The organism is Streptomyces zagrosensis, from assembly GCF_014203645.1.
In the GTDB taxonomy this organism is placed as follows: Bacteria; Actinomycetota; Actinomycetes; order Streptomycetales; family Streptomycetaceae; genus Streptomyces; species Streptomyces zagrosensis.
This window is the reverse complement of record NZ_JACHJL010000006.1, coordinates 290,267-311,092: the sequence shown is the minus strand read 5'-3', so window position 1 is coordinate 311,092 and position 20,826 is coordinate 290,267. Positions and strand designations below refer to the sequence as shown.

Sequence of the window (20,826 nt, the reverse complement as noted above, 5' to 3'; positions counted from 1 at the left end):
TGCTCCGTGCTCCGTGCTCCGTGCTCCGTGCTCCGACAGGATCATGCGCCGCGGCGGATGCTGGCGGCGCTGACGGTGCTGACCGCCCCAGGGCAAAGGAGTGTGAGCTGGCCGCACAAGTGTTCCCGGGGGCCCGGACGTCGCCGTCGTACGAAATCGACCGCTGGCGGAGGTGCGACCAGCAGGAGCGGACGATCTGCCCGGTGCGGATACGACCGGTCGGGGCAGCCGTGGCGTGGGGCCGGATGCCACTGGCGGCGCCAGGTTCGACCGTTAGAAGGCCGACCCGGACGGCTGGGCAGGGGATGGGCTCGGCTCTTTCCCAGGTACTCGATCAGCCCTTGTCCAGGTACTGCTCACGCTCGGCGTCCAGCAGAGCGTCGAGCGCCGTGCGCAGCGCGGGTAGCCCCGCTAGCTCCGGGTCGGCCGCGACGATTGCGACGGCCTCCTCGCGGGCTGCGGCAATGATCTCCTCGTCGTCGATGACGGTGAGCATCCGAAGGCTGGAGCGGACGCCGGACTGCGCTTGGCCCAAGACGTCGCCCTCGCGCCGCTGCTCCAAGTCGATGCGAGACAGCTCAAAGCCGTCCAGCGTGGCGGCGACTGCGCCCAGCCGGGCCCGCGCGGGGCTCGCCTCAGGCATGTCGGTGACCAACAGGCACAGCCCGGGGGCCGAGCCACGGCCAACGCGTCCTCGCAACTGGTGCAGCTGGGAAACGCCGAACCGGTCCGCGTCCAGGATCACCATGACCGTGGCATTGGGCACGTTGACCCCGACCTCGATCACCGTCGTCGCCACCAGCACATCCACCTCGCCAGCGGTGAATCGGCGCATCACCGTGTCCTTGTCATCGGGGTGCATTCGCCCGTGCAGCACCTCGACACGCAGCCCTGCGAGCGCGCCCTTGGTGAGCTGTTCGGCCACGTCGAGCACAGCCAGCGGCGGTCTCCGCTCCGCGCCATCGGCCCCCGCTTCGCCGTCCGACGTGTCCCCAGCGACGCCCTCGCCGAGCTCCAAGGTGGAGTCGGCCGTGTCCTGCGCTGCCCCTCGCTGCCCCCGCTTCGCGTTCTTCCGATCCTTGGGGGCGTCCTCCTCGTCGCCGATGCGGGGGCACACCACGTACGCCTGATGGCCCGCCTCAGCCTCCTCCCGTACCCGCTCCCACGTACGGGACAAGAAGCGCGGCTTGTCCTTAGCGGGTACCACGTGGCTGGCGATCGGCGAGCGTCCGGCGGGCAGTTGGTTCAGTACCGAAGTCTCTAGGTCGCCGAAGACCGTCATGGCAACGGTGCGCGGAATCGGCGTGGCCGTCATGACCAGCAGGTGCGGCGGCCGGTCCGCCTTCGCTCGCAGTGCGTCCCGCTGCTCCACGCCGAACCGGTGCTGCTCATCGACCACAACAAGGCCGAGATCGTGAAACTTCACCTTGTCCTCGATGAGCGCATGGGTGCCGATGACGATGCCCGCCTCGCCGGTCACCAGGTCAAGCAGGGCCTGGCGGCGAGCGGGGGTGCCCATGGAGCCGGTGAGCAGGACCACCTTGGTGCCGTGCTCGGAGCCGCCGAGTAGCCCGCCTTCGGCCAGTTTGCCCATCATCTCGGTGACGGAGCGATGGTGCTGCTGGGCCAGCACTTCGGTGGGCGCGAGCATTGCCGCCTGGCCGCCCGCGTCCACCACGGCGAGCATCGCCCGCAGCGCCACCAGGGTCTTGCCGCTACCCACCTCTCCTTGGAGCAGTCGGTGCATGGGGTGTTCGGTGGCCAGGTCGTGGAAGATCTCGCTGGAGACCTGCCGTTGACCCTCGGTGAGTGTGAAAGGCAATGTGGCGTCGAAGGCGTCCAGCAGCCCTTCCGGGCGTGGCTCGCGCGGCACGGCGGGCAGTTGGGCGTCGGCGCGTCGGCGGCGCGCCAGGGCCACCTGGAGCACGAACGCCTCGTCCCACTTCAACCGGTCGCGTGCCGCCGCGATATCCGCCTTGGTGCGAGGCCGGTGGATCTTCAGCAGGGCATCGGGCAACGTTTCGAAGCCGCGGCCCTCGCGTAGCGTCGCGGGCAGCGGTTCAACGACGCCTTCCCAACTCGTGGCCTCCATGGTGTCCAGCAGCATGCTCACGGACTTGGCGAGCTGCCAGGACGCGAGTTGTTTGCAGGCCGGGTACAGCGGGAGCAACTGGTTGGCGAACGCGTCCACTGCTCCCGCGGCGTCCTCGTCCTCGTCCTGGTCAAGCAGTACGTAGTCCGGGTGGGAGAGCTGGCGGGTGCGGTTGAACACCGAGACCTTGCCCGCGAACATGCCGCGCCGCCCTGGCAGCAGTTCCTTCTCGTGGTGAAAGACGCTCCGGCCGAAGAACACCAACGTCAGCGAGCCGCTGCCGTCGGTCACCACCACCTCAAGGCGGACGCCCTTGCCGTGGTTGAACGTCTTCTTCGTCGCCTTCGCCACCCGCGCCACCACCGTGACATGTTCATCGAGCGGGAGATCGGCGAGCCGGGTCAGCTCGCCGCGCTCCGCATACCGGCGGGGGTAGTGGTGCAGCAAGTCACCGACGGTGTGCAGGTCAAGGTGGGCGGCCATCACCTTCGCGGTGTTGCCGCCGACGATCTTCTTCAGGGGTTCATCGAGCGCGGGCACGCGATCCATTGCACACCACACCACTGACAGCGTGTGCGATGCGCCCCATCGGTGCGGCGCGGAGCCGGCCGCCACACGGCCGGCTCCGCGCCGCGGATAGCGCCGATGTCTGGCTCCGCGGCCCCGTTGGCCCCCGTGGGCACGCGTCTGATTCCGCCGATTCCCTGGCCCCGTACCCCGCCGCTCAGCGCCCCGTGCCCCGCTGCTCCGTGGCCCCGTGCCCCGCTGCTCCGTGTTGCCGGTCGCGCCCGGTTCTTCGAGGCGGCTGCCGGTGGTCGTACGCCGCGTTACGCCCTCTGGCGGGCTCTCTGGGCTTCGGTGCAGCCCTCGGAGCCCCACATCCGCTCTCATCCGTCGTGGGCGCCTACGCGAGGCCGAGAGCGGCGTACCCATGGGGCTCGGCGGTCAGCCGCACTCCACGGGCGGACTTCAGCAGACAGCGAACACCGGTCGCTGGCCGCTGGATACCGGCAGGCATGGGCGGATCGGTGGCGAGTCGGCCCGCCTGGTCATTCGATGCCGATGAGCAACGGGGCGGACAGTTGCTCACCGCGGTAGCTCATCGTGTCCACCGCGAGATGTGTTTCCCGTACATGCCGCTCAAGCCGCTCGCCAAGGTCGCTCGGCACTCCAGCGCCCAGCACCAAGGTGACCAGTTCCCCGCCCGCCGCCAGCATTCGGTCAAGCACGGTGCGCGCGGTCCCCAGCAAATCGGCGCCAATCACGACCACGTCGCCGTCGATGAGGCCGAGTACGTCGCCGGCTTGGCACACGCCCGCCATCGTCCATGACTGCCGCTCGGCCACGGCCAGTTCTGCGTAGCGGGTGGCACCGGCGGCCGAGGTCATCGCGACCACGTCCTCGTCGAACCCGCGATCCCCCTCGTGTACGGCGAGCGCGGCGATGCCCTGCACCACGGAGCGGGTCGGAATGAGTGCGACGCGCACCCCCTCCGTACGCATCTGAGCCGCGGCGGCAGCCGCCGTGTGCCGCAACTCCGCGTCGTTAGGCAGCATGACGACCTCGTGCGCGTGCGCCCGCCGGATGGCATCGACCAGTTCCCCACTGGCGGGCGGCTCCCCTGGGCGCATGGTGACCACCGTCGCGCCCGCCTCCGTGCAGAGGGCGGCGAGACCATCACCGGGGACGATCGCGACGACGGAGCGGGCCACGCGGTCGTCCGGCGCTCCGTGCCCCGCGCCCCGCGCCCCATGGCCCGCTCCGTGCCCCGTGCCCCGTGCCCCGTGCCCCAGGTCTCGTTCGGTGGTCGCGGCCTCGCGGGTACGTCGCTGAGCGGCGGCGTCCCCGAAGTGCGTGATACGGACGCGGTACGGGCGGCCTGCCTGGATTCCGGCCTCCACGGCGGCACCCGCGTCATCGACGTGAACGTGTACGTTCCACAGCCCGTCACCGCCCACGACGACGAGAGAGTCGCCCAGCGTGTCCAAACGCTCCCGAAGCCGAGCGACGGCCGCGGCATCGGCTTCCAGGAGGTAGATCACCTCGTAGGCGGGGCCCGTGGCGTCCGTGCCTTCGCGTGCCACAGGGTCGGGCTCCGTAGGCCCAGCGGCGGGCGCACCGTCCCCCACCGCGCACTTCATCACTGACGTACTGCTGTGGGCGCTCCCGCTTCCGCTCTCGGCTTCCGCCACCCCGGGGCGCTGCGCCACGGCGAGGCGGCAGGGGTCTCGGGGGCCCGCGAATGAGCGACGGTCCGAGCCGCCGACCGAACCGCTACGGAGCGGGCTGAGCGGCGGCTGGGGACGCTCACCGGTCAGTGTCTCGGCGAGGGCGCCGAGAAGGGTGACGAGTCCGTACCCCCCCGCGTCAACGACTCCGGCGAGGGCCAGGGCATCGAGTTGACCAGTGGTCGCGTCGAGCGCGGCGCATGCTCCCTCATAGGCGGCGCGCGCAACGTCGCCGGCGGGTGCCACGGCGCCCTGCTCCGGAGCGGTCGCAGCTGCACCCTGGCCCGGCGCCGCTCCGTGCCCCGTGTGCGTCGCGTGCACCGTCGATGTACTGCTCGATGTGCTGCCGGCAGCGAGCGCTGCCGCTGCCGCTGCCGAGGTGGCGACCGTCAGAACTGTGCCCTCTACGGGCCGGGCGACCGCCTGCCGGGCGGTTTCGGCGGCACGTGACAGGGCACGCGAGAGCACCGCGCCGCCGGCATGGGTCTCAGCGCCCGTGCCCGACTCGGACATGTCGGCTGCGAAGACGCCTGCCCCGTCGGTCTCAGCGAGCACATCGGCCATGCCCCGCAGCATCTGGGCCAAGATGGTTCCGGAGTTGCCGTGCGCTCCGATCAGCGCCCCGTGGGCCATGGCACCGATGGCGTCGGCGAGGCTCGGCCGAGACGCTCTACCGTTGGCCGCATGGCCGTTGAAAGCGGCACCGACGGCCTGTGTAGCGGACTCGACGGTCAGATAGAGATTGGTGCCCGTGTCACCGTCCGCGACCGGATACACGTTGATCGCGTCGATCCCCTCGCGGGCTCGGCCCAGCGCCTCCAGTGCTAGTCCGCACCACGTACGTACCGCCTCGGCGTCGAACGTGTGCGGCACCTACGGCCTCCTTGGACGGTCCTGGTCGGCAGCCTGAATGCCCGCAGGGTAGTCGCGCACTATGGGGACCGCCCGGGGCGGAGGCCGAGAGACCCATGGTAGTTTCGTTGTACGGAAGCAGCCGTTGTATGCTGCTTCGGTTGCCCGATGAAAATCGGGTCAATTCCCCCCGGCACTGCTGATCAGTTACTGCGGCATGTCGGGAATTCACTGTAAGTGCATCTGAAGTCTTTGGAGTGACCCGTGGCTGCCAACTGCGACGTCTGCGGCAAGGGGCCGGGCTTCGGCAACAACATTTCGCACTCGCATCGCCGCACTCGCCGTCGTTGGAACCCCAACATTCAGACGGTGCGCGCTGTGGTCGGTCGGACGCCGAAGCGGCTCAACGTCTGCACCTCGTGCATCAAGGCCGGCAAGGTCGCGCGCTGACGTTCCCGTCGTAGCGCAGCCAGCCGGTTGCCCAAAGCCGGCCCGCCTCGTGCGGGCCGGCTTTTTTGTGCCCGAAAACCCCTGAGCCGCCGTGTACGCCCATGTGGCGCGCGCGACGCTGTGAAGGAGAGCTCGGCGGGTCAGAGAGTCCTCTGGCCTGGCGCCCCGTGCTCCGTTGGTGCCAGTGCTGTGCCGGTGCACCAGAGACCTCTCGCCTCACGCTTCGGCTAGCGACCCCCTCGTGGAAGAGACACCACGTGGCGCCGCTCCCGTCCGAGCCGATCTGCTGCCTGGTCTCCCACCCGAGACGGCTCCTCATGTGCGCCATGCCCTGTGTCTCGTTAGAGGCGCCCTCCGTACCCCGCGCCCCGTCCAAAGCGACTCCGCACCGCTCCGCGCCCTGTGCGATGCGGCCCCGCATCGCTCCGCCCACCACAGGCCCCGCGCCCCGTGGCCCCGTGTGTTCCGCGGCACACTTGGCTCCGTGCTCCGTGCTCCGTGCTCCGTGCTCCGTGCTCCGTGCTCCGTGCTCCGTGCTCCGTGCTCCGTGCTCCGTGCTCCGTGCTCCGTGCTCCGGCGGCACCATACGCCGCGCAGGCGCAGCCCGCGCAGGACAAGCAACCCGCGCCGGACGGCAGAGCGCGCGTCGGATGCGTCCCGTGCGACAACGCTCCACTGCTTGGGGCTTCTCGCACGAAACCGGGTGCCCGGCTTGATCAGCGCCAGCGCCACGCGTGATCGACGGGGCCGATGCCCGCGCCCAAGGGGAAACCGGCCTCGATCGCGCCAGTGACGTACTCCTTGGCCGACGCAACCGCCTCCGGCACCGGCATGCCGTGGGCCAGGTGCGCGGCGATGGCGCTAGCGAGCGTGCAACCGGTGCCATGGGTGTGCCGGTTGTCATGGCGTACGGAGCGGAGCCAGTACTCCTCCGCGCCATCGGTGAGCAGATCGACCGCGTCGCCAGCTAGATGCCCGCCCTTGACCAAGGCCCAGCGCGGGCCGAACTCCAGGACTGCCGCAGCGGCGCGCCGCATCTCCAACTCGGTGGTGACCCGCACCCCGGTGAGTTGTTCCACCTCGTCAAGGTTGGGCGTGGCCACGGTCGCAATGGGCAGGAGTTTGATGCGTACGGCGTCGAGCGCTTCCGCCGCCAGCAGGGCGTCACCGTGCTTCGAGACGCCGACCGGGTCCACAACTACCGGGGCAGCGAGGCCGGCGAGCAAGCCGGCGACGGTCTCCACGATGGCGGATGAGGCGAGCATGCCCGTCTTCACGGCCTGGACTCCGATGTCGTCAACGACGGCGCGGAATTGGGCCCGAATCGCCTCTAGTGGCAGTTCCCACGCACCCATGACACCCAGGGAATTTTGCGCAGTGACCGCGGTGAGCACGCTCATGCCGTGCGTACCGAGGGCCAGCATCGCCTTCAGGTCGGCCTGGATGCCTGCTCCGCCGCCGGAATCGGACCCGGCGACGGTGAGTACACGGGGCGGTATGGCGGTGCGGACGGGGCCCGCACCCGGAGGTTCGGCGGTCATGCCATCGAATCTACGCTGTGCTGCTCATCGCCCCGCCCCTCCCCCTCGGCTTCCGCGGCGGCGCGCGGCGGGCTCACTCCACGAGGGAGTCCTGTGCACCAGGCGGGCCGCCGCCCCGGGCACGGAATTCGCCCGCCACGGCCCGCGCCCTCTGGTACGAGGCCCAGCGAGTCCGTCCTCGCGCCAACTGCCGCGCGCACCACGGCGCCCCGATGCACGAAGCACGGGAACGGGGCGCAGGACACCTCTTCCCGCCAGCGATACTTCCTGGGGCTCAGGTACGGGGCCGCGGCTCCGGGTTCAGCCCGCTGAAGCGTCCTCGTCGCCGCCGAAGTGGTCCCAACCGGCCTTGGCCCACGGCGCCCCGTCCACCGTCACCTGGGGCAGCGCGGAGGGGTTGCGTACCTCGCCGATGACCTTCCAGCGGGCCGGCAGCTTCACGTCGGCGGGAAAGGTCGCCACGATCGCATGGTCTTCCCCGCCGTTGAGCACCCATTGCAGCGGGTCCACGCCGACGGCCTGGCCGATGTCGGACATCTGCGAAGGGACGTCTATCGAGGCGGAGCGCAGATCAATGCGGACCTTGCTGGCCTCGGCGATATGTCCGAGATCGGCCACGAGGCCATCGCTGACGTCCGTCATCGCCGTGGCGCCGAGACCGGCGGCGGCGGGGCCCGCGTGGTAGGGGGGCTCGGGGCGTCGGTGCGCCTCGACGAAGGCACGGGGCGAGCGGAAGCCGCGCGAGAGGACCGCGTGCCCGGCCGCGGACCAGCCCAACCAGCCCGTGACGGCAACGACGTCACCCGGTTGGGCCCCGGAACGGGTTACCGGTTCCTGGTTGCGTAGATCGCCCAGGGCCGTGATGGCGATGGTGATCGTCTCGCCACGTACCACGTCGCCCCCGACCACCGCGGCACCCGCCACCTGGCACTCGTCGCGCAGCCCGTCCATCAACTCATTCGCCCACGTTGCGGGGAGGTCCGCGGGGACGACGAGGCCGAGCAATAGGGCGGTGGGTACGGCGCCCATGGCGGCGATGTCCGCGAGGTTTTGCGCGGCTGCCTTGCGCCCGACGTCGTACGCCGTAGACCAGTCACGGCGAAAGTGCCGCCCCTCAAGCAGAACGTCGGTGCTGACCACGACCCTTCGGTCGGGCGCTGCGACCACCGCGGCGTCATCCCCCGGCCCAAGCCGGACCGCCGGAGTGCTGGTGAGTCGGGATGTGAGCTCTCTGATCAGCCCGAACTCCCCCAACTCACCCACGGTGCCCTTCATCCCATCGCCCCTTTGCACTGTTCTTCCGCCCTGTGCTCCGTTGTCAGGTCAAGCAGCCGCCACGCCGTGCACGCCGCGCGGGTCTCCCCGCGCCGCTTGGCGACGCGGTACCGTAGCGTCCCTTCTTCCCACATGATCCTCGTCGCCGCCCTGGAGGTTCCGTGGTACAGGCGTACATCCTGATCCAGACTGAGGTCGGCAAAGCGTCGACCGTTGCCGAAGTCATCGGCAAAATTCCGGGAGTGACTCAAGCCGAGGACGTGACCGGTCCCTACGACGTGATCGTGCGCGCCCAAGCCGACACCGTGGACGAACTCGGCCACATGGTGGTCGCCAAGGTCCAACAAGTGGACGGCATTACCCGCACTCTCACCTGCCCGGTCGTCCATCTGTAACTCCCCGTATCCTCGGCCCGGTGAGTTTCGCACCCCGCCGTTGGCCCCGTCTGCCCATCGCTGTTCTGCTGTTGTCCGCCGTGGGCTGCTCTGACAGCGACGAACCCGCAGCGCCCGCGGTTCCCACCCCTTCGACACGGGCCGTGACGTTCTGCAAGGCATTGCACGATGAACTACCCACAAAGGTGGATGGGCTGGACCGACATGAAACCAGGCCCGCCTCGGCTTTCACCGCCGTCTGGGGAAAGCCCGCCGTGAACCTGCGGTGCGGCGTGCCACGGCCCGATGTACTCACGCCCGGCAGTGAACATTACAACCCCACAGCCGACTCCGTGGACGTCAACGGAGTCGGCTGGCTGCTGGAAAAGCAGGACGACGGATACCGCTTCACGACGACGTTGCGCAAGGCCTACGTAGAGGTGACGGTGCCGTCGAAGTACGCCCCGGAGGTGAACTCCCTCACCGACCTCGCGGAGGCCATCAAGAAGGCCGTCCCCTCGGGGATCTGACAGCTGCCCCTGCCCGGGCGCCGCATCGTTACGGCATGGGACCCCAGGCCTGCGGGTCTCGGACAACTGCTACAGGCGGATGCCAACTGCGGGCTGCGCAGCCCGCATTACCCACGAGGAAGTCGCATTCCATCCGCTTGATCGCGTGCGAGCCGCGTTCCGTCGTGTGCTCCCCCGCGGCCCCGTGGTCCCTGCCCCAGGCTCCGTTCCGTCCCCGCGCCGGCTACGGGCTCCAGGGCCCTGCGCGGCTCCGTGCCCAGTACTCCGTGGCGCCCCGTGCCCCGTGCCCCGTGGTGCAGCCGCACCGCGTACGTTGCCGCACCGGAGCGCCTGCGGCGCTCCGTGCCGCACGCGGGCTCCGCGCGCCGTGGCTAGGCGCACTGGCCCGTGAGATCGGGGACTCGGCGGGCGGGTGATTGGCGGTGCGCTGCGGCGGCGGCTACGTAGCACGGGCCTTGGGGCCGCAGGGCCGCTGGGGTCGCGTCTAGCGCAGCCCCGTAGGGCGGTTGAGGGCTGACTGGAGGAGCCGGTCCACCAACTCCGGGTAGCTGACGCCGCTCTCCTGCCACATCCGCGGGTACATGGAGATGGGCGTGAAGCCGGGCAGGGTGTTGATCTCGTTGATCACCAAGTCGCCGTTGTCCAGGAGGAAGAAGTCCACCCGCGCCAGCCCCTCACAGGAGATGGCGTCGAAGGCAGCGACCGCGAGTTCTTGTACACGCGCCGTTTCTTCCGAAGTGAGCGGCGCGGGCACAATGCCGGTCGCCGAGTCGATGTACTTCGCTTCGAAGTCGTAGAAGTCGTGCGCAGTGACCGGGGGGATCTCCGCCGGGACGCTCGCCCGCGGCCCGTCCTCGAACTCCAGCACCCCGCACTCGATCTCGCGCCCACGCAGCAGCGCCTCAATGATGATCTTCGGGTCGTGCCGCCTGGCCTCCTCGACGGCCGCGTCGATGCCCGCCAGGTCATTGACCTTGCTGATGCCCATGGAGGAGCCCGCGCGGGCCGGCTTCACGAAGATGGGCCAGCCGTTCTCAGCCGCGAAGTCCACGATCTTCTTCCGTGCCACCGCGCCCCGGTCGCCGGCGGGCCCCGACTCCCACTCGCGGGCCCGGATCACTTCGTACGGCCCAATCAGTAGCCCGCAGGAACGGAAGACACGCTTCATGTACTCCTTGTCCATGCCGACGGCGGAGGCGAGCACGCCAGCGCCGACGTAGGGCACGCCGGACAGCTCTAGCAGCCCCTGCAGGGTGCCGTCCTCGCCATAGGGGCCGTGAAGTACGGGGAAGACGACGTCAACGTCGCCCAGAGCCTTGGGAACGGAGCCCGGTTCGCTGTAAACCACCTCGCGACTGCCCGGGTCGAGCGGCAACAGGACGCCACCGTCCGGTGTTTCCGAGAGCTGGTCCACGTTGGGCAGCGTGCTGCCGTTGATGGCCATCCGCTCAGGCTCGTCGGTGGTCAGCGCCCACCGGCCCTCGGTGGTGATGCCGATGGGCAGCACGTCGTACTTCGTACGGTCGATGGCCGCGAGCACGGCGCCCGCAGTCAGTACGGAGATCGCGTGTTCGGAGCTACGGCCTCCGAACACGACGGCGACACACGGCTTCCGGCCGTCAGATCCGGAACCGGAGGCGGGCACGGGGCTTGGGGAAGTGGACTCGCTGCTCATCGGCTTGAGGTTACCCTGCGGTTCGCTCGTGGTCAGATCTCCCTGGCCGTGCTCCCCTGCCGGTTCTTACGTGCCTGCCAGGGGCGCTGCCGCATCGATAGGGAGTCGATAGGGAAATGCCGGGGCCGCTACAGGGATTAGCACTGTCGTGAGGATCACGGGCTGTGGGGCCACGGGTCTATGGGGCCACACGGCATGGGGCCATCGGGCATAGCGCCACAGGACCAAGCGAGCTTCGTGGCACCTGACCGGGGTGCACCTCACACGCGCCCCGGGGCGCGCCCTCGGGGCGCTACGCGTCGATGTGCGCCCGCCGGGGCGCTCCAAGGCGCGCGCTGCCATCCACGGCGCGTGCGCGCGCCATGTCGCGTGCCTGCTCGCCGTCGCACGCGCCCGCTCGCTGCCCAAGGGCCCGCGCCCCGGGCACGTGCCCGCTCGCGTCTACCCCGGGCTCCACGACGAACTTCCGGTCCCCTCGGAGCCGCCACCGCGGCGGATCAGCGCCGTTCCGGCTTCGCGGATCGCGACATCAGCTCCTTGAGGGCGACGAGGGGGGGCTTCCCGCCGTGCACGATGCCCACCACTGTCTCCGTGATCGGCATGTCCACCCCGTGCCGGTGCGCCAGGTCCAATACGGACTCGCAGGACTTGACGCCTTCTGCCGTCTGCCTGGTCACCGCGATGGTCTCGGCAAGTGTCATGCCGCGGCCGAGGTTGGTGCCGAAGGTGTGGTTGCGGGACAGCGGTGACGAGCAGGTGGCGACCAGATCACCCATTCCCGCCAGGCCCGCGAACGTGTGCGCGTCGGCGCCCATCGCCAGGCCGAGCCGGGTCGTCTCCGCCAGCCCGCGAGTGATCAGCGATGCCTTGGCGTTGTCGCCGAGCCCCATGCCATCGGCGATGCCCACAGCGAGGGCAATCACGTTTTTGACCGCTCCGCCCAACTCGCAGCCGACTACGTCGGTGTTGGTGTACGGACGGAAGTACGGGGTGTGGCAGGCCGTCTGAAGTCGCTGGGCAACGGTCTCATCGCGACACGCCACAACGGCGGCGGCGGGCTGCCGGACGGAGATCTCCTTGGCAAGGTTGGGGCCGGTCAGCACCGCGACCCGGTCGGGGCCGGCCTGGGCGACCTCCTCGATGACCTCGCTCATCCGCTTGGCAGTGCCGAGTTCGACCCCCTTCATCAAACTGACCAGCACGGTGTCGGCGGGCAGCAACGGGGCCCACGCGGCGAGGTTGGCGCGCAGCGTCTGGGACGGCACCGCAAGCACCGTGAACTCCGCGCCCTGTGCCGCAAGGGCCGGGTCCGTGGTGGCCCGCACGGAGGCGGGTAGCTCGACGCCGGGCAGGTAGTCCGGGTTGCCCCGTCCCTCGTTGATGGCGTCCACCAGTTCCGCGCGGCGGCCCCACAGGGTCACCTCGCATCCGGCGTCGGCGAGCACCACTGCGAAGGCAGTGCCCCATGAGCCGTTGCCGTAGACAGCGCAGCGCGTCACGTGGCGTCCTCCCCGGACTTACTTTCCGTGCGTTTCGGGCGCTCCGTGCGATCGGCGGAGCCGAGACCCTCGGCCGCGCCGCCCTTCGGTTGCTCGTACCGGTCCGCGGGCACCGGCTCCTGGCGCACGTCCGCGAGGAGTTCGGTGATAGCGGCCATGATGGTGTCAGTGGCGGCGCGCAATACCTCGGCGGTCGGTTCCTCACCGTAGTACGCGGACAGGTTGACCGGCGGGCCAGCGACGACCTTGAAGGTCTTACGGGGGAACAGCCGCAGCCGCTGTGCCTTCGCGTACGGAGGAAGCACCTCGTTGGCGCCCCATTGCGCGACCGGAATGACCGGGGCCTTGGTCAGCAGGGCGACCCGGGCGGCGCCGGTCTTGGCGCGCATCGGCCACTGGTCGGGATCGCGAGTGAGGGTGCCTTCGGGGTAGAAGGCGACGCATTCACCCTTATTGATCGCGCTCACGGCCGCCCGGAAGGCGTTGGCGGCGTCCGTGGACTCTCGGTAGACCGGAATCAACTGGAGCCCTTGGAACATTCGGCCAAAGACGGGCACCTTGAAGAGCCCAGACTTCGCGAGGAATCGTGGCACCCGCCCGGTGTTGTACTGGAAGTGCGCGTACGACAGCGGATCGAGATACGAGTTGTGGTTGATCGCCGTGATGAATCCGCCGTGGGAGGGAATGTTCTCCATTCCACGCCAGTCCCGTTTGAACAGAATCACGAGCGGCGGTTTCGCGATGACCGCTGCCAGGCGGTACCAGAAACCGATTCTGTGGCGGGGCACTCGGACGTCCTCCTCTTGGGGCCTGCTGACCTGCTGGCTTGCTGCCACCCGGGCAGTCGCACGAGTGTCGCCCCAGGTATCCGGTCTGTCGAGGACACCGTAACCCCGCCGGTCTCGGGCGGCTTCGGCAGCAGGCAAGAATGATGTGTGTGCGAAGAGATGGAGCGGGTGAAGCGGCAGTGAGCTGGAGTCTGGTGGTGCCGCTAAAACCCCTGTCCCGGGCGAAGAGCAGGCTGGCCGACGCCGCATCCGACGGCTTGCGTCCCGGGCTCGCACTCGCTTTCGCGCAGGACACCGTCAGTGCCGCGCTGGCTTGCCCCGGGGTACGGGATGTGGTGGTTGTCACGGACGATCCGCTGGCAGCGGCCGAATTGTCGGCGCTCGGCGCTAGTACGGTGCCGGACTCGCCCGGCAACGGTCTGAACGCGGCGCTGATGCACGGTGTCGCCGCGGTACGGTCCCGACGCCCGGAGGCGGCAGTCGCCGCCCTCAACGCCGATTTGCCCGCGTTGCGACCCGCAGAACTTCAGCGAGTGCTGAGCGCGGCGGCGAATTTTCCCCGCGCTTTTCTCGCGGATGCCACGGGAATCGGCACCACATTGCTAGCTGCCGCCCCGAAAAGGGAACTAAATCCGGCTTTCGGCGGGCCTTCACGCGCCCGTCACCGTGCTACCGGGGCCCACGATATTCTCCTGGCCGATGTGATTAGCGTTCGCCAGGACGTCGATACGGGACTCGACCTGCGGGCCGCACTGGAGCTGGGCGTGGGCCCGCACACGGCCGCGCTGCTGCGCCCCGGTGGTCCTCCGCCATCGGCTCCCTGCGCTCCGCCCACCAGTTCCCCCACCCCGCGCGGCTGATGCCGCCACGACCCGCGCCGGACGGGCCCAACCTCCTGTCCGCCCCGCGGCATGGCGCCCCGTCGCTCTAGCACGTTGTACGCGACGCCTGGCGCGGCGACCCACGCCCCATGCCACGCACCTACCACCGCAGAAAGCACGGGGCACGGGGCACGGAGCATGGGGCACGGAGCACGGGGCACGGAGCACGGGGCACGGAGCATGGGGCACGGAGCACGGGGCACGGGGCACGGAGCATGGGGCACGGAGCACGGGGCACGGAGCACGGGGCTTCATGCGGTGGGGGCCGGCTGCCGCCGGTTACGCTGCTGCGTATGCAGGCGACCGCGTACACGTACGACCCCGATACCCGTGCGGGCAGCGTGCTGCTCGACGATGGGACCCCCCTGCCCTTCGACGCGGCGGCTTTCGACGCCGGCGGGTTGAGACTGCTGCGACCCGGCCAGCGAGTGCGAATTGAGGTCGAGGGAGAAGGCGAGTCCCGCCGCGTCGTCTACGTGACGCTCCAGACCTTCTAGCCCCGCCGTATGCCCGTCACATCCGGGCCGTTGGAAGGTCCGTCCGCCCCCGCCGTTGCTGACTCCCCACGCCCATCGCCTGAGCCCGGTCCTGGTGGGCCCCGATGCGGCGCCGCGCACGCGTCCGTACCGCACACGCGAGATCGCCGTACTCGGCCGCTGACTTCGCGCCCCGCTCCCCGGACCCGTGTCTGACGCGACTCCCGTGGCCCCGTACGACATTCCGCGCCCCGCGCCCCGTACGACATGCCCCGTTCTATGCTCCGTGCTCCGTGCTCCGTGCGACATTCCGCGCCCCGTGCCCCGTACGACGTTCCAGGCCCCGTGCCCCGTGCCCCGCGCCACACCCGCCCCGTGCGCCGTACTTCACACTCCAACTTCACACCCCGTGTGCCACCGCCACCCAGCGCCCCCTGTCGGCGCTGCCTCATGCTGCCCCGTACAGCACCGTATTTGGCCAAGGCGCCGCCTTCGAACGCACCGCGGGCCGGGCTCCCCTGGGGGAGTCCGGCCCGGCGAGGTGCTGAGCAAAACGGTGACAGCAGGTGTTACTTCTTCCTGGCGGTGGCCTTCTTGGCGGTGGTCTTGCGCGCCGTGACCTTGCGCGCCGGCGCCTTCGTGGCCGTCGCCTTCTTGGCGGGCGCGGTCTTCTTCGCGCTGACCTTCTTCGCCGTGGCGGTCTTCTTCGCCGGGGCGCTGGCCGTGGCGGTGGTCTTCTTCGCCGGGCTGGTCTTCTGCGCGCTGGCCTTCTTCGCCACCGCCGATGCCTTCTTGGCGGTGGCGGTGGTCTTCTTCGCGGGAGCAGTCTTCTTCGCGGTGGTCTTCTTCGCCGCCGATGCCTTCTTGGCGGTGGCCTTCTTGGCCGCGGCCTTGACGGTCGTACGGGTGGAAGAACCGCCTGAGAGGCTGCCCTTGGGGGCCTTCTTCACGGCCACATCGTTCTTCGGGAGCTTCTTCGAGCCGCTCACCAGGTCCTTGAAGCCCTGCCCCGCGCGGAACCGCGGCACCGAGGTCTTCTTGACTCGGACCCGCTCACCGGTCTGCGGGTTACGGGCGTACCGCGCGGGGCGGTCAACCTTTTCGAACGAACCGAATCCGGTGACTGAAACCCGGTCACCGCCGACCACAGCACGGACGATGGCGTCCAGTACCGCATCGACCGCGTCCGCGGCGTTCTGACGTCCGCCGAGCTTGTCGGCAATGGCTTCTACGAGCTGCGCCTTGTTCACGTCTTCCCCTTCGGAGACATTGCTGGAACGAATCTGTTCAAGCTTTTTCGCACGTTAGGCAGATATATACCGCAAATCAAACACGAAACGGGCTAATCACCCTTGTGCCGCAACGAACTCGACCGTCACGGACTTCCGCCACTGTCGAGATCTTCGGGGAAACGGCCCTCATCGAGGTCGTCCATCAACCGGTCCAGACGCCGCGCCGCGTCTGCCAGATCGTGCTTTGCCGCCGCCGTGATGACGAGCAGCTTCCGGGACAGCGCCATCCGTACGCCCTCCGGGACTTGCAGTGCGCGCACCTTTCGGTGCGCTTCCTTGAGTCGGTCGGCGACAATCCCGTAAAGCTGGAGTTGGATGTCGCGTTCCATGCGTTGATTGTGCCATCTACAGCGAGTTGCCGCCTCATGGGGCCCCAACACGCCGATGCGCCGCCGGTCCGAAGACCGACGACGCATCGTGTCAAACGTGCCCCGTACACGGAGCAGCGGGGGGCCTTAGACCTGCACCGTATGCGGTTTGAAGGCCGGTCGGGCCGCCTCGTACGCAGCGATTTCAGGCTCCTGCCGCAGGGTCAGGCTGATGTCGTCCAACCCCTCCAGCAACCGCCAACGGGCGTTCTCGTCAAGCTCAAATTCGGCCGTTACGCCATCGGCCCGGACCTGGCGGGCAACCAGGTCCACGGTGACCTCCGCGTCCGGGTCGGCTTCGGTCAGCTTCCACAGCGCCTCCACCGTCTCCTGCGGCAAGACCACCGTCAGCAAACCGTTTTTGAGCGAATTTCCTCGGAAGATGTCGGCGAACCGCGAGGAGATGACCGTCTTGAAGCCATAGTTCTGCAGCGCCCACACCGCGTGCTCACGCGAGGAGCCTGTGCCGAAGTCGGAGCCGGCGAGGAGCACCGTCGCTCCAGCGCGTTCGGGCTGGTTCAGTTCGAAGCTCGGGTCCTTGCGCCACGCCTCAAAGAGCCCGTCTTCAAACCCGTCTCGGGTGACCTTCTTGAGCCAGTGCGCTGGGATGATTTGGTCGGTGTCCACATTGCTGCGCCGTAGCGGGACGGCGCGGCCGGTGTGAGTGGTGAAGGCTTCCATAACTGATCAGACCCCCACAGGAGCGGTTGACGGAGCGAGGTCGGCGGGCGAGGCCAGATGCCCCAGCACGGCGGTGGCGGCGGCAACCTGGGGCGAAACCAGATGAGTACGGCCGCCCTTGCCCTGCCGTCCCTCGAAGTTGCGGTTGGAGGTGGATGCCGAACGCTCGCCAGGCGCGAGTTGATCGGGGTTCATGCCCAGACACATCGAGCATCCCGCGTGCCGCCATTCAGCCCCGGCAGCCGTGAATACCTTGTCCAACCCCTCCTGCACCGCTTGCAGGGCCACCCGCACCGAACCGGGAACCACCAGCATCCGTAGCCCCTCAGCCACCTGGCGCCCCACCATCACGGCCGCGACCGAGCGCAGGTCCTCAATCCGACCGTTGGTGCATGACCCGACGAAGACGGTGTCCACGCGGATGTCGCGCAGTCTCTGACCCGCCGTCAACCCCATGTATTCCAGGGCCCTCTCGGCCGCCGCCCGCTCACTGGCATCCGCGTACGAAGCGGGGTCGGGCACCGCCGCCGACAACGGGGCACCCTGCCCCGGATTCGTCCCCCAGGTCACAAACGGCGCCAGCGACGCGGCGTCGATGACCACCTCGTGGTCGAATACGGCGTCGGCGTCGGTACGCAGCGTGCGCCAGTACGCCGTCGCCGCCTCCCACTGCTCACCCTGGGGCGCGTGGTCGCGCCCCTTGAGGTAGGCGAAGGTGCTTTCGTCCGGGGCGATCATCCCGGCGCGCGCGCCGGCCTCGATGGACATGTTGCACACGGTCATCCGCGCCTCCATCGACAACTTCTCGATGGCCTGGCCGCGGTACTCGATCACATAGCCCTGACCGCCGCCGGTGCCGATCTTCGCGATGATCGCGAGGATCAGGTCCTTGGCCGTGACGTCCTCGGGCAGTTCGCCTTCCACGGTGATCGCCATGGTCTTGAACGGAGCCAACGGCAGCGTCTGAGTGGCCAGCACGTGCTCCACCTGCGAGGTGCCGATTCCGAACGCCAGCGCCCCGAACGCCCCGTGCGTGGACGTGTGACTATCTCCGCAGACCACAGTGGTGCCCGGCTGAGTCAGCCCGAGCTGCGGGCCCACTACGTGCACCACGCCCTGTTCCACATCGCCCAGCGGGTGCAGACGTACCCCGAACTCCGCGCAGTTCTTCCGCAACGTCTCAAGCTGCGTACGCGAGACGGGGTCCGCGATCGGTTTGTCGATATCGAGGGTGGGGGTGTTGTGATCCTCGGTCGCGATGGTGAGGTCGGTGCGCCGCACCCGCCGTCCGGCCTTGCGAAGCCCGTCGAAAGCCTGCGGGCTGGTCACCTCGTGCAGCAGGTGCAGATCGATGAAGAGCAAGTCAGGCTCGCCCTCGGCGCGCCGGACGACATGATCGTCCCAGACCTTCTCCGCCAGTGTCCGTCCCATCGCTTTCCCTCCGGTCGGCGTCGCTGCCGACCCAACTCGTGTGTTCGCGGGAGCGCCGCCGTACGTGCCCGGCGCTGTCTCCAGCCTGGCGGGTGGCGCGAAAAATTGAACTTGCGTTTCATACTGTGAGACGCGAGTATCGTTGCATGGACAACTCTAGCGGCGTCGGCGTTCTCGACAAGGCGGCTCTGGTACTGAGCGCTCTGGAGTCCGGCCCGGCCACCCTCGCCGGGCTGGTCTCGGCTACTGGGCTCGCGCGCCCCACGGCGCATCGGCTCGCGGTAGCGCTCGAACACCATCGGATGGTGGCGCGCGACATACAGGGCCGGTTCATCCTCGGACCCCGGCTCGCCGAACTCTCGGCGGCAGCCGGCGAAGACCGACTGCTCGCCACGGCCGGACCGGTCCTCACTCACCTGCGGGATGTGACCGGCGAGAGCGCCCAGCTCTACCGGCGCCAAGGCGATATGCGCATCTGCGTCGCAGCGGCGGAACGGCTGTCCGGACTGCGGGATACGGTGCCGGTCGGATCAACCCTGCCGATGAAGGCAGGCTCGGCCGCTCAAATCCTGATGGCCTGGGAAGAGCCGGAGCGACTGCACCGCGGCTTGCAGGGCGCCCGCTTCACGGCGACGGCGCTGTCGGGCGTACGTCGCCGAGGCTGGGCCCAGTCGATCGGCGAGCGTGAACCGGGCGTGGCCTCAGTCTCCGCGCCGGTGCGAGGGCCGTCCAACCGCGTGGTCGCCGCTGTATCGGTCTCGGGGCCCATCGAGCGCCTGACCCGCCACCCGGGCCGCATGCACGCCCAAGCGGTGATAGACGCGGCAATGCGACTGTCCGAGGCACTCCGCCGCTCAAACTGACGACGCCGCACCGCACCCGCTACGGGGCAACACCGTCAACGCCCCGCGCCCTGCACGCCCCGTGCCCCGTAGACACAGTTGCGGCTCCGTGCCCCGTACGCCCCTGGCCGCGGCTCCGTGCTCCGTGCTCCGTGCTCCGTGCTCCGTGCTCCGTGCTCCGTGCTCCGTGCTCCGTGCTCCGTGCTCCGTGCTCCGTGCTCCGTGCTCCGACAGGATCATGCGCCGCCCCGCGCCCCGTTGGGCGTTCGCTCCGCACACCCCACGCAGTACCGCGCCTCAGCACCCGAGCCGTACGGTCGCGCGGTCGCCGAGGAGTTCGCCGCCCTTCTCTTGTGACAGTTCCTGGAGCATCCGCGGCATTGTCCGCGCCATTGGCCCCAACCCTGCGCGGCCCTGTGGTGGTTGACCGCATCCTGATCAGGCAGATGCCCCAGGTCGCCCTCGGCGTTGGCGGCGGCCCGCCCGGGAATGAGCCCGTCGCGCAGCCAAGCGTTCTCGTGGGGCCAGGCTGCACGATGCGCGGCGTAGCGCGCCAGCACAAAACCGGGACACGCAAGAGGCCCCCCGCGCAATGCGGGAGGCCTCTTCCATACTCTTGTACCCCCGACCGGATTCGAACCGGCGCTACCGCCTTGAGAGGGCGGCGTGCTAGGCCGCTACACAACGGGGGCCTGAATGCTGCGCTGGGCTACCAGGACTCGAACCTAGACTAAATGAACCAGAATCACTCGTGCTGCCAATTACACCATAGCCCATGGTATAGACCAGTACCCCCGACCGGATTCGAACCGGCGCTACCGCCTTGAGAGGGCGGCGTGCTAGGCCGCTACACAACGGGGGCCCTAGCGATCCATTCGTCGTCGCCTCCGGGAATTGTCCGGATGGTGACGGAGTCAGGATCAGTACCCCCGACCGGATTCGAACCGGCGCTACTGCCTTGAGAGGGCAGCGTGCTAGGCCGCTACACAACGGGGGCTTCACTGCATGATCAAGAGATCGAATGGAAGATCTCCTGCTGGGCTACCAGGACTCGAACCTAGACTAACTGAACCAGAATCAGCCGTGCTGCCAATTACACCATAGCCCACCAAAACTCAAACCCCCTGCTGGGGATTTTTGTTTGGATTTGCGCTTTCCGCCGGGCTTCTCGGCCCTTCTCGGGCGGCGCAGGAAGAACATTACCCGACGGGAGGCAGCGCACCAAAACCGATACCGCCCTCATCGGCTGCCCTGTGGGCGCCCCAGGTGCGCTGGAGCGCCCGTATAAGGCCAACGCCCGGTCCGCGCGCCGGCCCGGCGGGAGGACCCGCTCAACGGCTCCCGTACCCGCCAGTACGCGCCGATATCAGCCCCGCGAGAGTGCCGCCGCCTCCGGAGGCGGCGGGGCCGGCCCACGCGTCTGAAGGGCTGGCACGGGGCCGCCGAAGGGCCGCCCCAGCAGGCATTACGAGGCCGCGGTGGCGTCGTAAGGACCAACTGAGCCCGCCGGACGCAGGAAGGGACCGGACCACGCCGACAGACGGCGAGGCC

At 69.0% G+C, this 20,826-nt stretch carries 17 protein-coding genes and 5 tRNA genes; 6 read left to right on the top strand and 16 right to left on the bottom strand.

All coding sequences use genetic code 11. The annotated features are described in order from the left end of the window. Positions 1-334: 334 nt before the first annotated feature. Together recG and FHS42_RS14515 are read right to left on the bottom strand one after the other, a co-directional pair. A complete protein-coding gene (recG, locus tag FHS42_RS14520; protein WP_184572608.1) occupies positions 335-2,641 on the bottom strand; it encodes an ATP-dependent DNA helicase RecG in 2,307 nt (768 codons plus the stop codon). A gap of 500 nt (positions 2,642-3,141) precedes the next feature. Next, the gene (locus FHS42_RS14515) at positions 3,142-5,193 is read right to left on the bottom strand and encodes a DAK2 domain-containing protein (RefSeq protein WP_184572607.1); all 2,052 of its coding nucleotides are present in this window, start codon (positions 5,191-5,193) and stop codon (positions 3,142-3,144) included. A gap of 243 nt (positions 5,194-5,436) precedes the next feature. On the opposite strand from FHS42_RS14515, the gene rpmB reads away from it, so the two are divergent. After that, positions 5,437-5,622 carry a 50S ribosomal protein L28 gene (rpmB, locus tag FHS42_RS14510; protein ID WP_014628431.1) on the top strand — a complete coding sequence of 62 codons (186 nt, stop codon included), beginning with the start codon at positions 5,437-5,439 and terminating at the stop codon, positions 5,620-5,622. A 716-nt stretch (positions 5,623-6,338) separates the two neighbouring features. On the opposite strand, the gene thiD is transcribed toward rpmB, so the two are convergent. Continuing rightward, a complete protein-coding gene (gene thiD / locus FHS42_RS14505) occupies positions 6,339-7,163 on the bottom strand; it encodes a bifunctional hydroxymethylpyrimidine kinase/phosphomethylpyrimidine kinase (RefSeq protein WP_184572606.1) in 825 nt (274 codons plus the stop codon). Positions 7,164-7,463: 300 nt separating this feature from the next. Continuing rightward, positions 7,464-8,438 carry a thiamine-phosphate kinase gene (locus FHS42_RS14500; RefSeq protein WP_184572605.1) on the bottom strand — a complete coding sequence of 325 codons (975 nt, stop codon included), beginning with the start codon at positions 8,436-8,438 and terminating at the stop codon, positions 7,464-7,466. Positions 8,439-8,599: 161 nt separating this feature from the next. Here FHS42_RS14500 and FHS42_RS14495 point away from each other — a divergent pair, with 161 nt between their 5' ends. Beyond that, entirely contained in the window at positions 8,600-8,833 is a 234-nt protein-coding gene (locus FHS42_RS14495; protein ID WP_184572604.1) for an Lrp/AsnC family transcriptional regulator, read from the top strand. A 20-nt stretch (positions 8,834-8,853) separates the two neighbouring features. Beyond that, positions 8,854-9,342, top strand: a complete 489-nt coding sequence (locus FHS42_RS14490; RefSeq protein ID WP_312866870.1) for a DUF3515 domain-containing protein — start codon at positions 8,854-8,856, stop codon at positions 9,340-9,342. Positions 9,343-9,826: 484 nt separating this feature from the next. On the opposite strand, the gene FHS42_RS14485 is transcribed toward FHS42_RS14490, so the two are convergent. The 3 genes from FHS42_RS14485 to FHS42_RS14475 all read right to left on the bottom strand — a co-directional run bounded on the left by FHS42_RS14485 (position 9,827) and on the right by FHS42_RS14475 (position 13,304). After that, on the bottom strand, positions 9,827-11,017 hold the full coding sequence (locus tag FHS42_RS14485; protein ID WP_184572603.1) for a D-alanine--D-alanine ligase family protein: 1,191 nt from the start codon (positions 11,015-11,017) through the stop codon (positions 9,827-9,829). A 497-nt stretch (positions 11,018-11,514) separates the two neighbouring features. Further along, the gene (locus tag FHS42_RS14480) at positions 11,515-12,516 is read right to left on the bottom strand and encodes an NAD(P)H-dependent glycerol-3-phosphate dehydrogenase (RefSeq protein ID WP_184572602.1); all 1,002 of its coding nucleotides are present in this window, start codon (positions 12,514-12,516) and stop codon (positions 11,515-11,517) included. Then, entirely contained in the window at positions 12,513-13,304 is a 792-nt protein-coding gene (locus tag FHS42_RS14475; RefSeq protein WP_184572601.1) for a lysophospholipid acyltransferase family protein, read from the bottom strand. The genes FHS42_RS14480 and FHS42_RS14475 overlap by 4 nt, the downstream gene beginning before the upstream one ends. A 179-nt stretch (positions 13,305-13,483) precedes the next feature. Here FHS42_RS14475 and cofC point away from each other — a divergent pair, with 179 nt between their 5' ends. After that, the gene (gene cofC / locus FHS42_RS14470) at positions 13,484-14,164 is read left to right on the top strand and encodes a 2-phospho-L-lactate guanylyltransferase (protein WP_184572600.1); all 681 of its coding nucleotides are present in this window, start codon (positions 13,484-13,486) and stop codon (positions 14,162-14,164) included. Positions 14,165-14,478: 314 nt separating this feature from the next. Beyond that, positions 14,479-14,682 carry a hypothetical protein gene (locus FHS42_RS14465; protein ID WP_184572599.1) on the top strand — a complete coding sequence of 68 codons (204 nt, stop codon included), beginning with the start codon at positions 14,479-14,481 and terminating at the stop codon, positions 14,680-14,682. Positions 14,683-15,230: 548 nt separating this feature from the next. Here FHS42_RS14465 and FHS42_RS14460 read toward each other — a convergent pair. From FHS42_RS14460 to leuC, 4 genes are all read right to left on the bottom strand, one after another. Next, positions 15,231-15,911 (bottom strand): HU family DNA-binding protein, encoded by a 681-nt coding sequence (locus FHS42_RS14460; protein WP_184572598.1) that lies wholly within the window; start codon positions 15,909-15,911, stop codon positions 15,231-15,233. A gap of 125 nt (positions 15,912-16,036) precedes the next feature. Then, entirely contained in the window at positions 16,037-16,282 is a 246-nt protein-coding gene (locus tag FHS42_RS14455) for an SCO5555 family protein (protein ID WP_184572597.1), read from the bottom strand. 126 nt (positions 16,283-16,408) lie between these two features. After that, positions 16,409-17,002, bottom strand: coding sequence for a 3-isopropylmalate dehydratase small subunit (leuD, locus tag FHS42_RS14450; RefSeq protein WP_184572596.1), 594 nt, complete (start codon positions 17,000-17,002; stop codon positions 16,409-16,411). A gap of 6 nt (positions 17,003-17,008) precedes the next feature. After that, positions 17,009-18,433: a 3-isopropylmalate dehydratase large subunit gene (leuC, locus tag FHS42_RS14445; RefSeq protein WP_184572595.1), complete on the bottom strand. Its 1,425-nt coding sequence runs from the start codon at positions 18,431-18,433 to the stop codon at positions 17,009-17,011. A 146-nt stretch (positions 18,434-18,579) separates the two neighbouring features. On the opposite strand from leuC, the gene ndgR reads away from it, so the two are divergent. Continuing rightward, positions 18,580-19,296 (top strand): IclR family transcriptional regulator NdgR, encoded by a 717-nt coding sequence (gene ndgR, locus FHS42_RS14440; protein WP_184572594.1) that lies wholly within the window; start codon positions 18,580-18,582, stop codon positions 19,294-19,296. A 598-nt stretch (positions 19,297-19,894) separates the two neighbouring features. Here the strand turns inward: ndgR and FHS42_RS14435 are convergent. The 5 genes from FHS42_RS14435 to FHS42_RS14415 all read right to left on the bottom strand — a co-directional run bounded on the left by FHS42_RS14435 (position 19,895) and on the right by FHS42_RS14415 (position 20,383). Continuing rightward, positions 19,895-19,967: transfer RNA gene (locus tag FHS42_RS14435), tRNA-Glu, on the bottom strand. A 12-nt stretch (positions 19,968-19,979) separates the two neighbouring features. Continuing rightward, positions 19,980-20,051, bottom strand: a tRNA-Gln gene (locus FHS42_RS14430). A 13-nt stretch (positions 20,052-20,064) separates the two neighbouring features. Further along, positions 20,065-20,137, bottom strand: a tRNA-Glu gene (locus tag FHS42_RS14425). Between the two features lie 62 nt (positions 20,138-20,199). Further along, positions 20,200-20,272, bottom strand: a tRNA-Glu gene (locus FHS42_RS14420). A gap of 39 nt (positions 20,273-20,311) precedes the next feature. Further along, positions 20,312-20,383 (bottom strand) — tRNA-Gln (locus tag FHS42_RS14415). Positions 20,384-20,826: the final 443 nt, after the last annotated feature.

Excerpts from the sequence above, each read along its gene's own strand:
- recG (WP_184572608.1), bottom strand. The coding sequence starts at position 2,641 with ATGGATCGCGTGCCCGCGCTCGATGAACCCCTGAAGAAGATCGTCGGC.
- thiD (WP_184572606.1), bottom strand. The coding sequence starts at position 7,163 with ATGACCGCCGAACCTCCGGGTGCGGGCCCCGTCCGCACCGCCATACCG.
- FHS42_RS14500 (WP_184572605.1), bottom strand. The coding sequence starts at position 8,438 with ATGAAGGGCACCGTGGGTGAGTTGGGGGAGTTCGGGCTGATCAGAGAG.
- FHS42_RS14485 (WP_184572603.1), bottom strand. The coding sequence starts at position 11,017 with ATGAGCAGCGAGTCCACTTCCCCAAGCCCCGTGCCCGCCTCCGGTTCC.
- FHS42_RS14465 (WP_184572599.1), top strand. The coding sequence starts at position 14,479 with ATGCAGGCGACCGCGTACACGTACGACCCCGATACCCGTGCGGGCAGC.
- FHS42_RS14455 (WP_184572597.1), bottom strand. The coding sequence starts at position 16,282 with ATGGAACGCGACATCCAACTCCAGCTTTACGGGATTGTCGCCGACCGA.
- leuD (WP_184572596.1), bottom strand. The coding sequence starts at position 17,002 with ATGGAAGCCTTCACCACTCACACCGGCCGCGCCGTCCCGCTACGGCGC.
- leuC (WP_184572595.1), bottom strand. The coding sequence starts at position 18,433 with ATGGGACGGACACTGGCGGAGAAGGTCTGGGACGATCATGTCGTCCGG.
- ndgR (WP_184572594.1), top strand. The coding sequence starts at position 18,580 with ATGGACAACTCTAGCGGCGTCGGCGTTCTCGACAAGGCGGCTCTGGTA.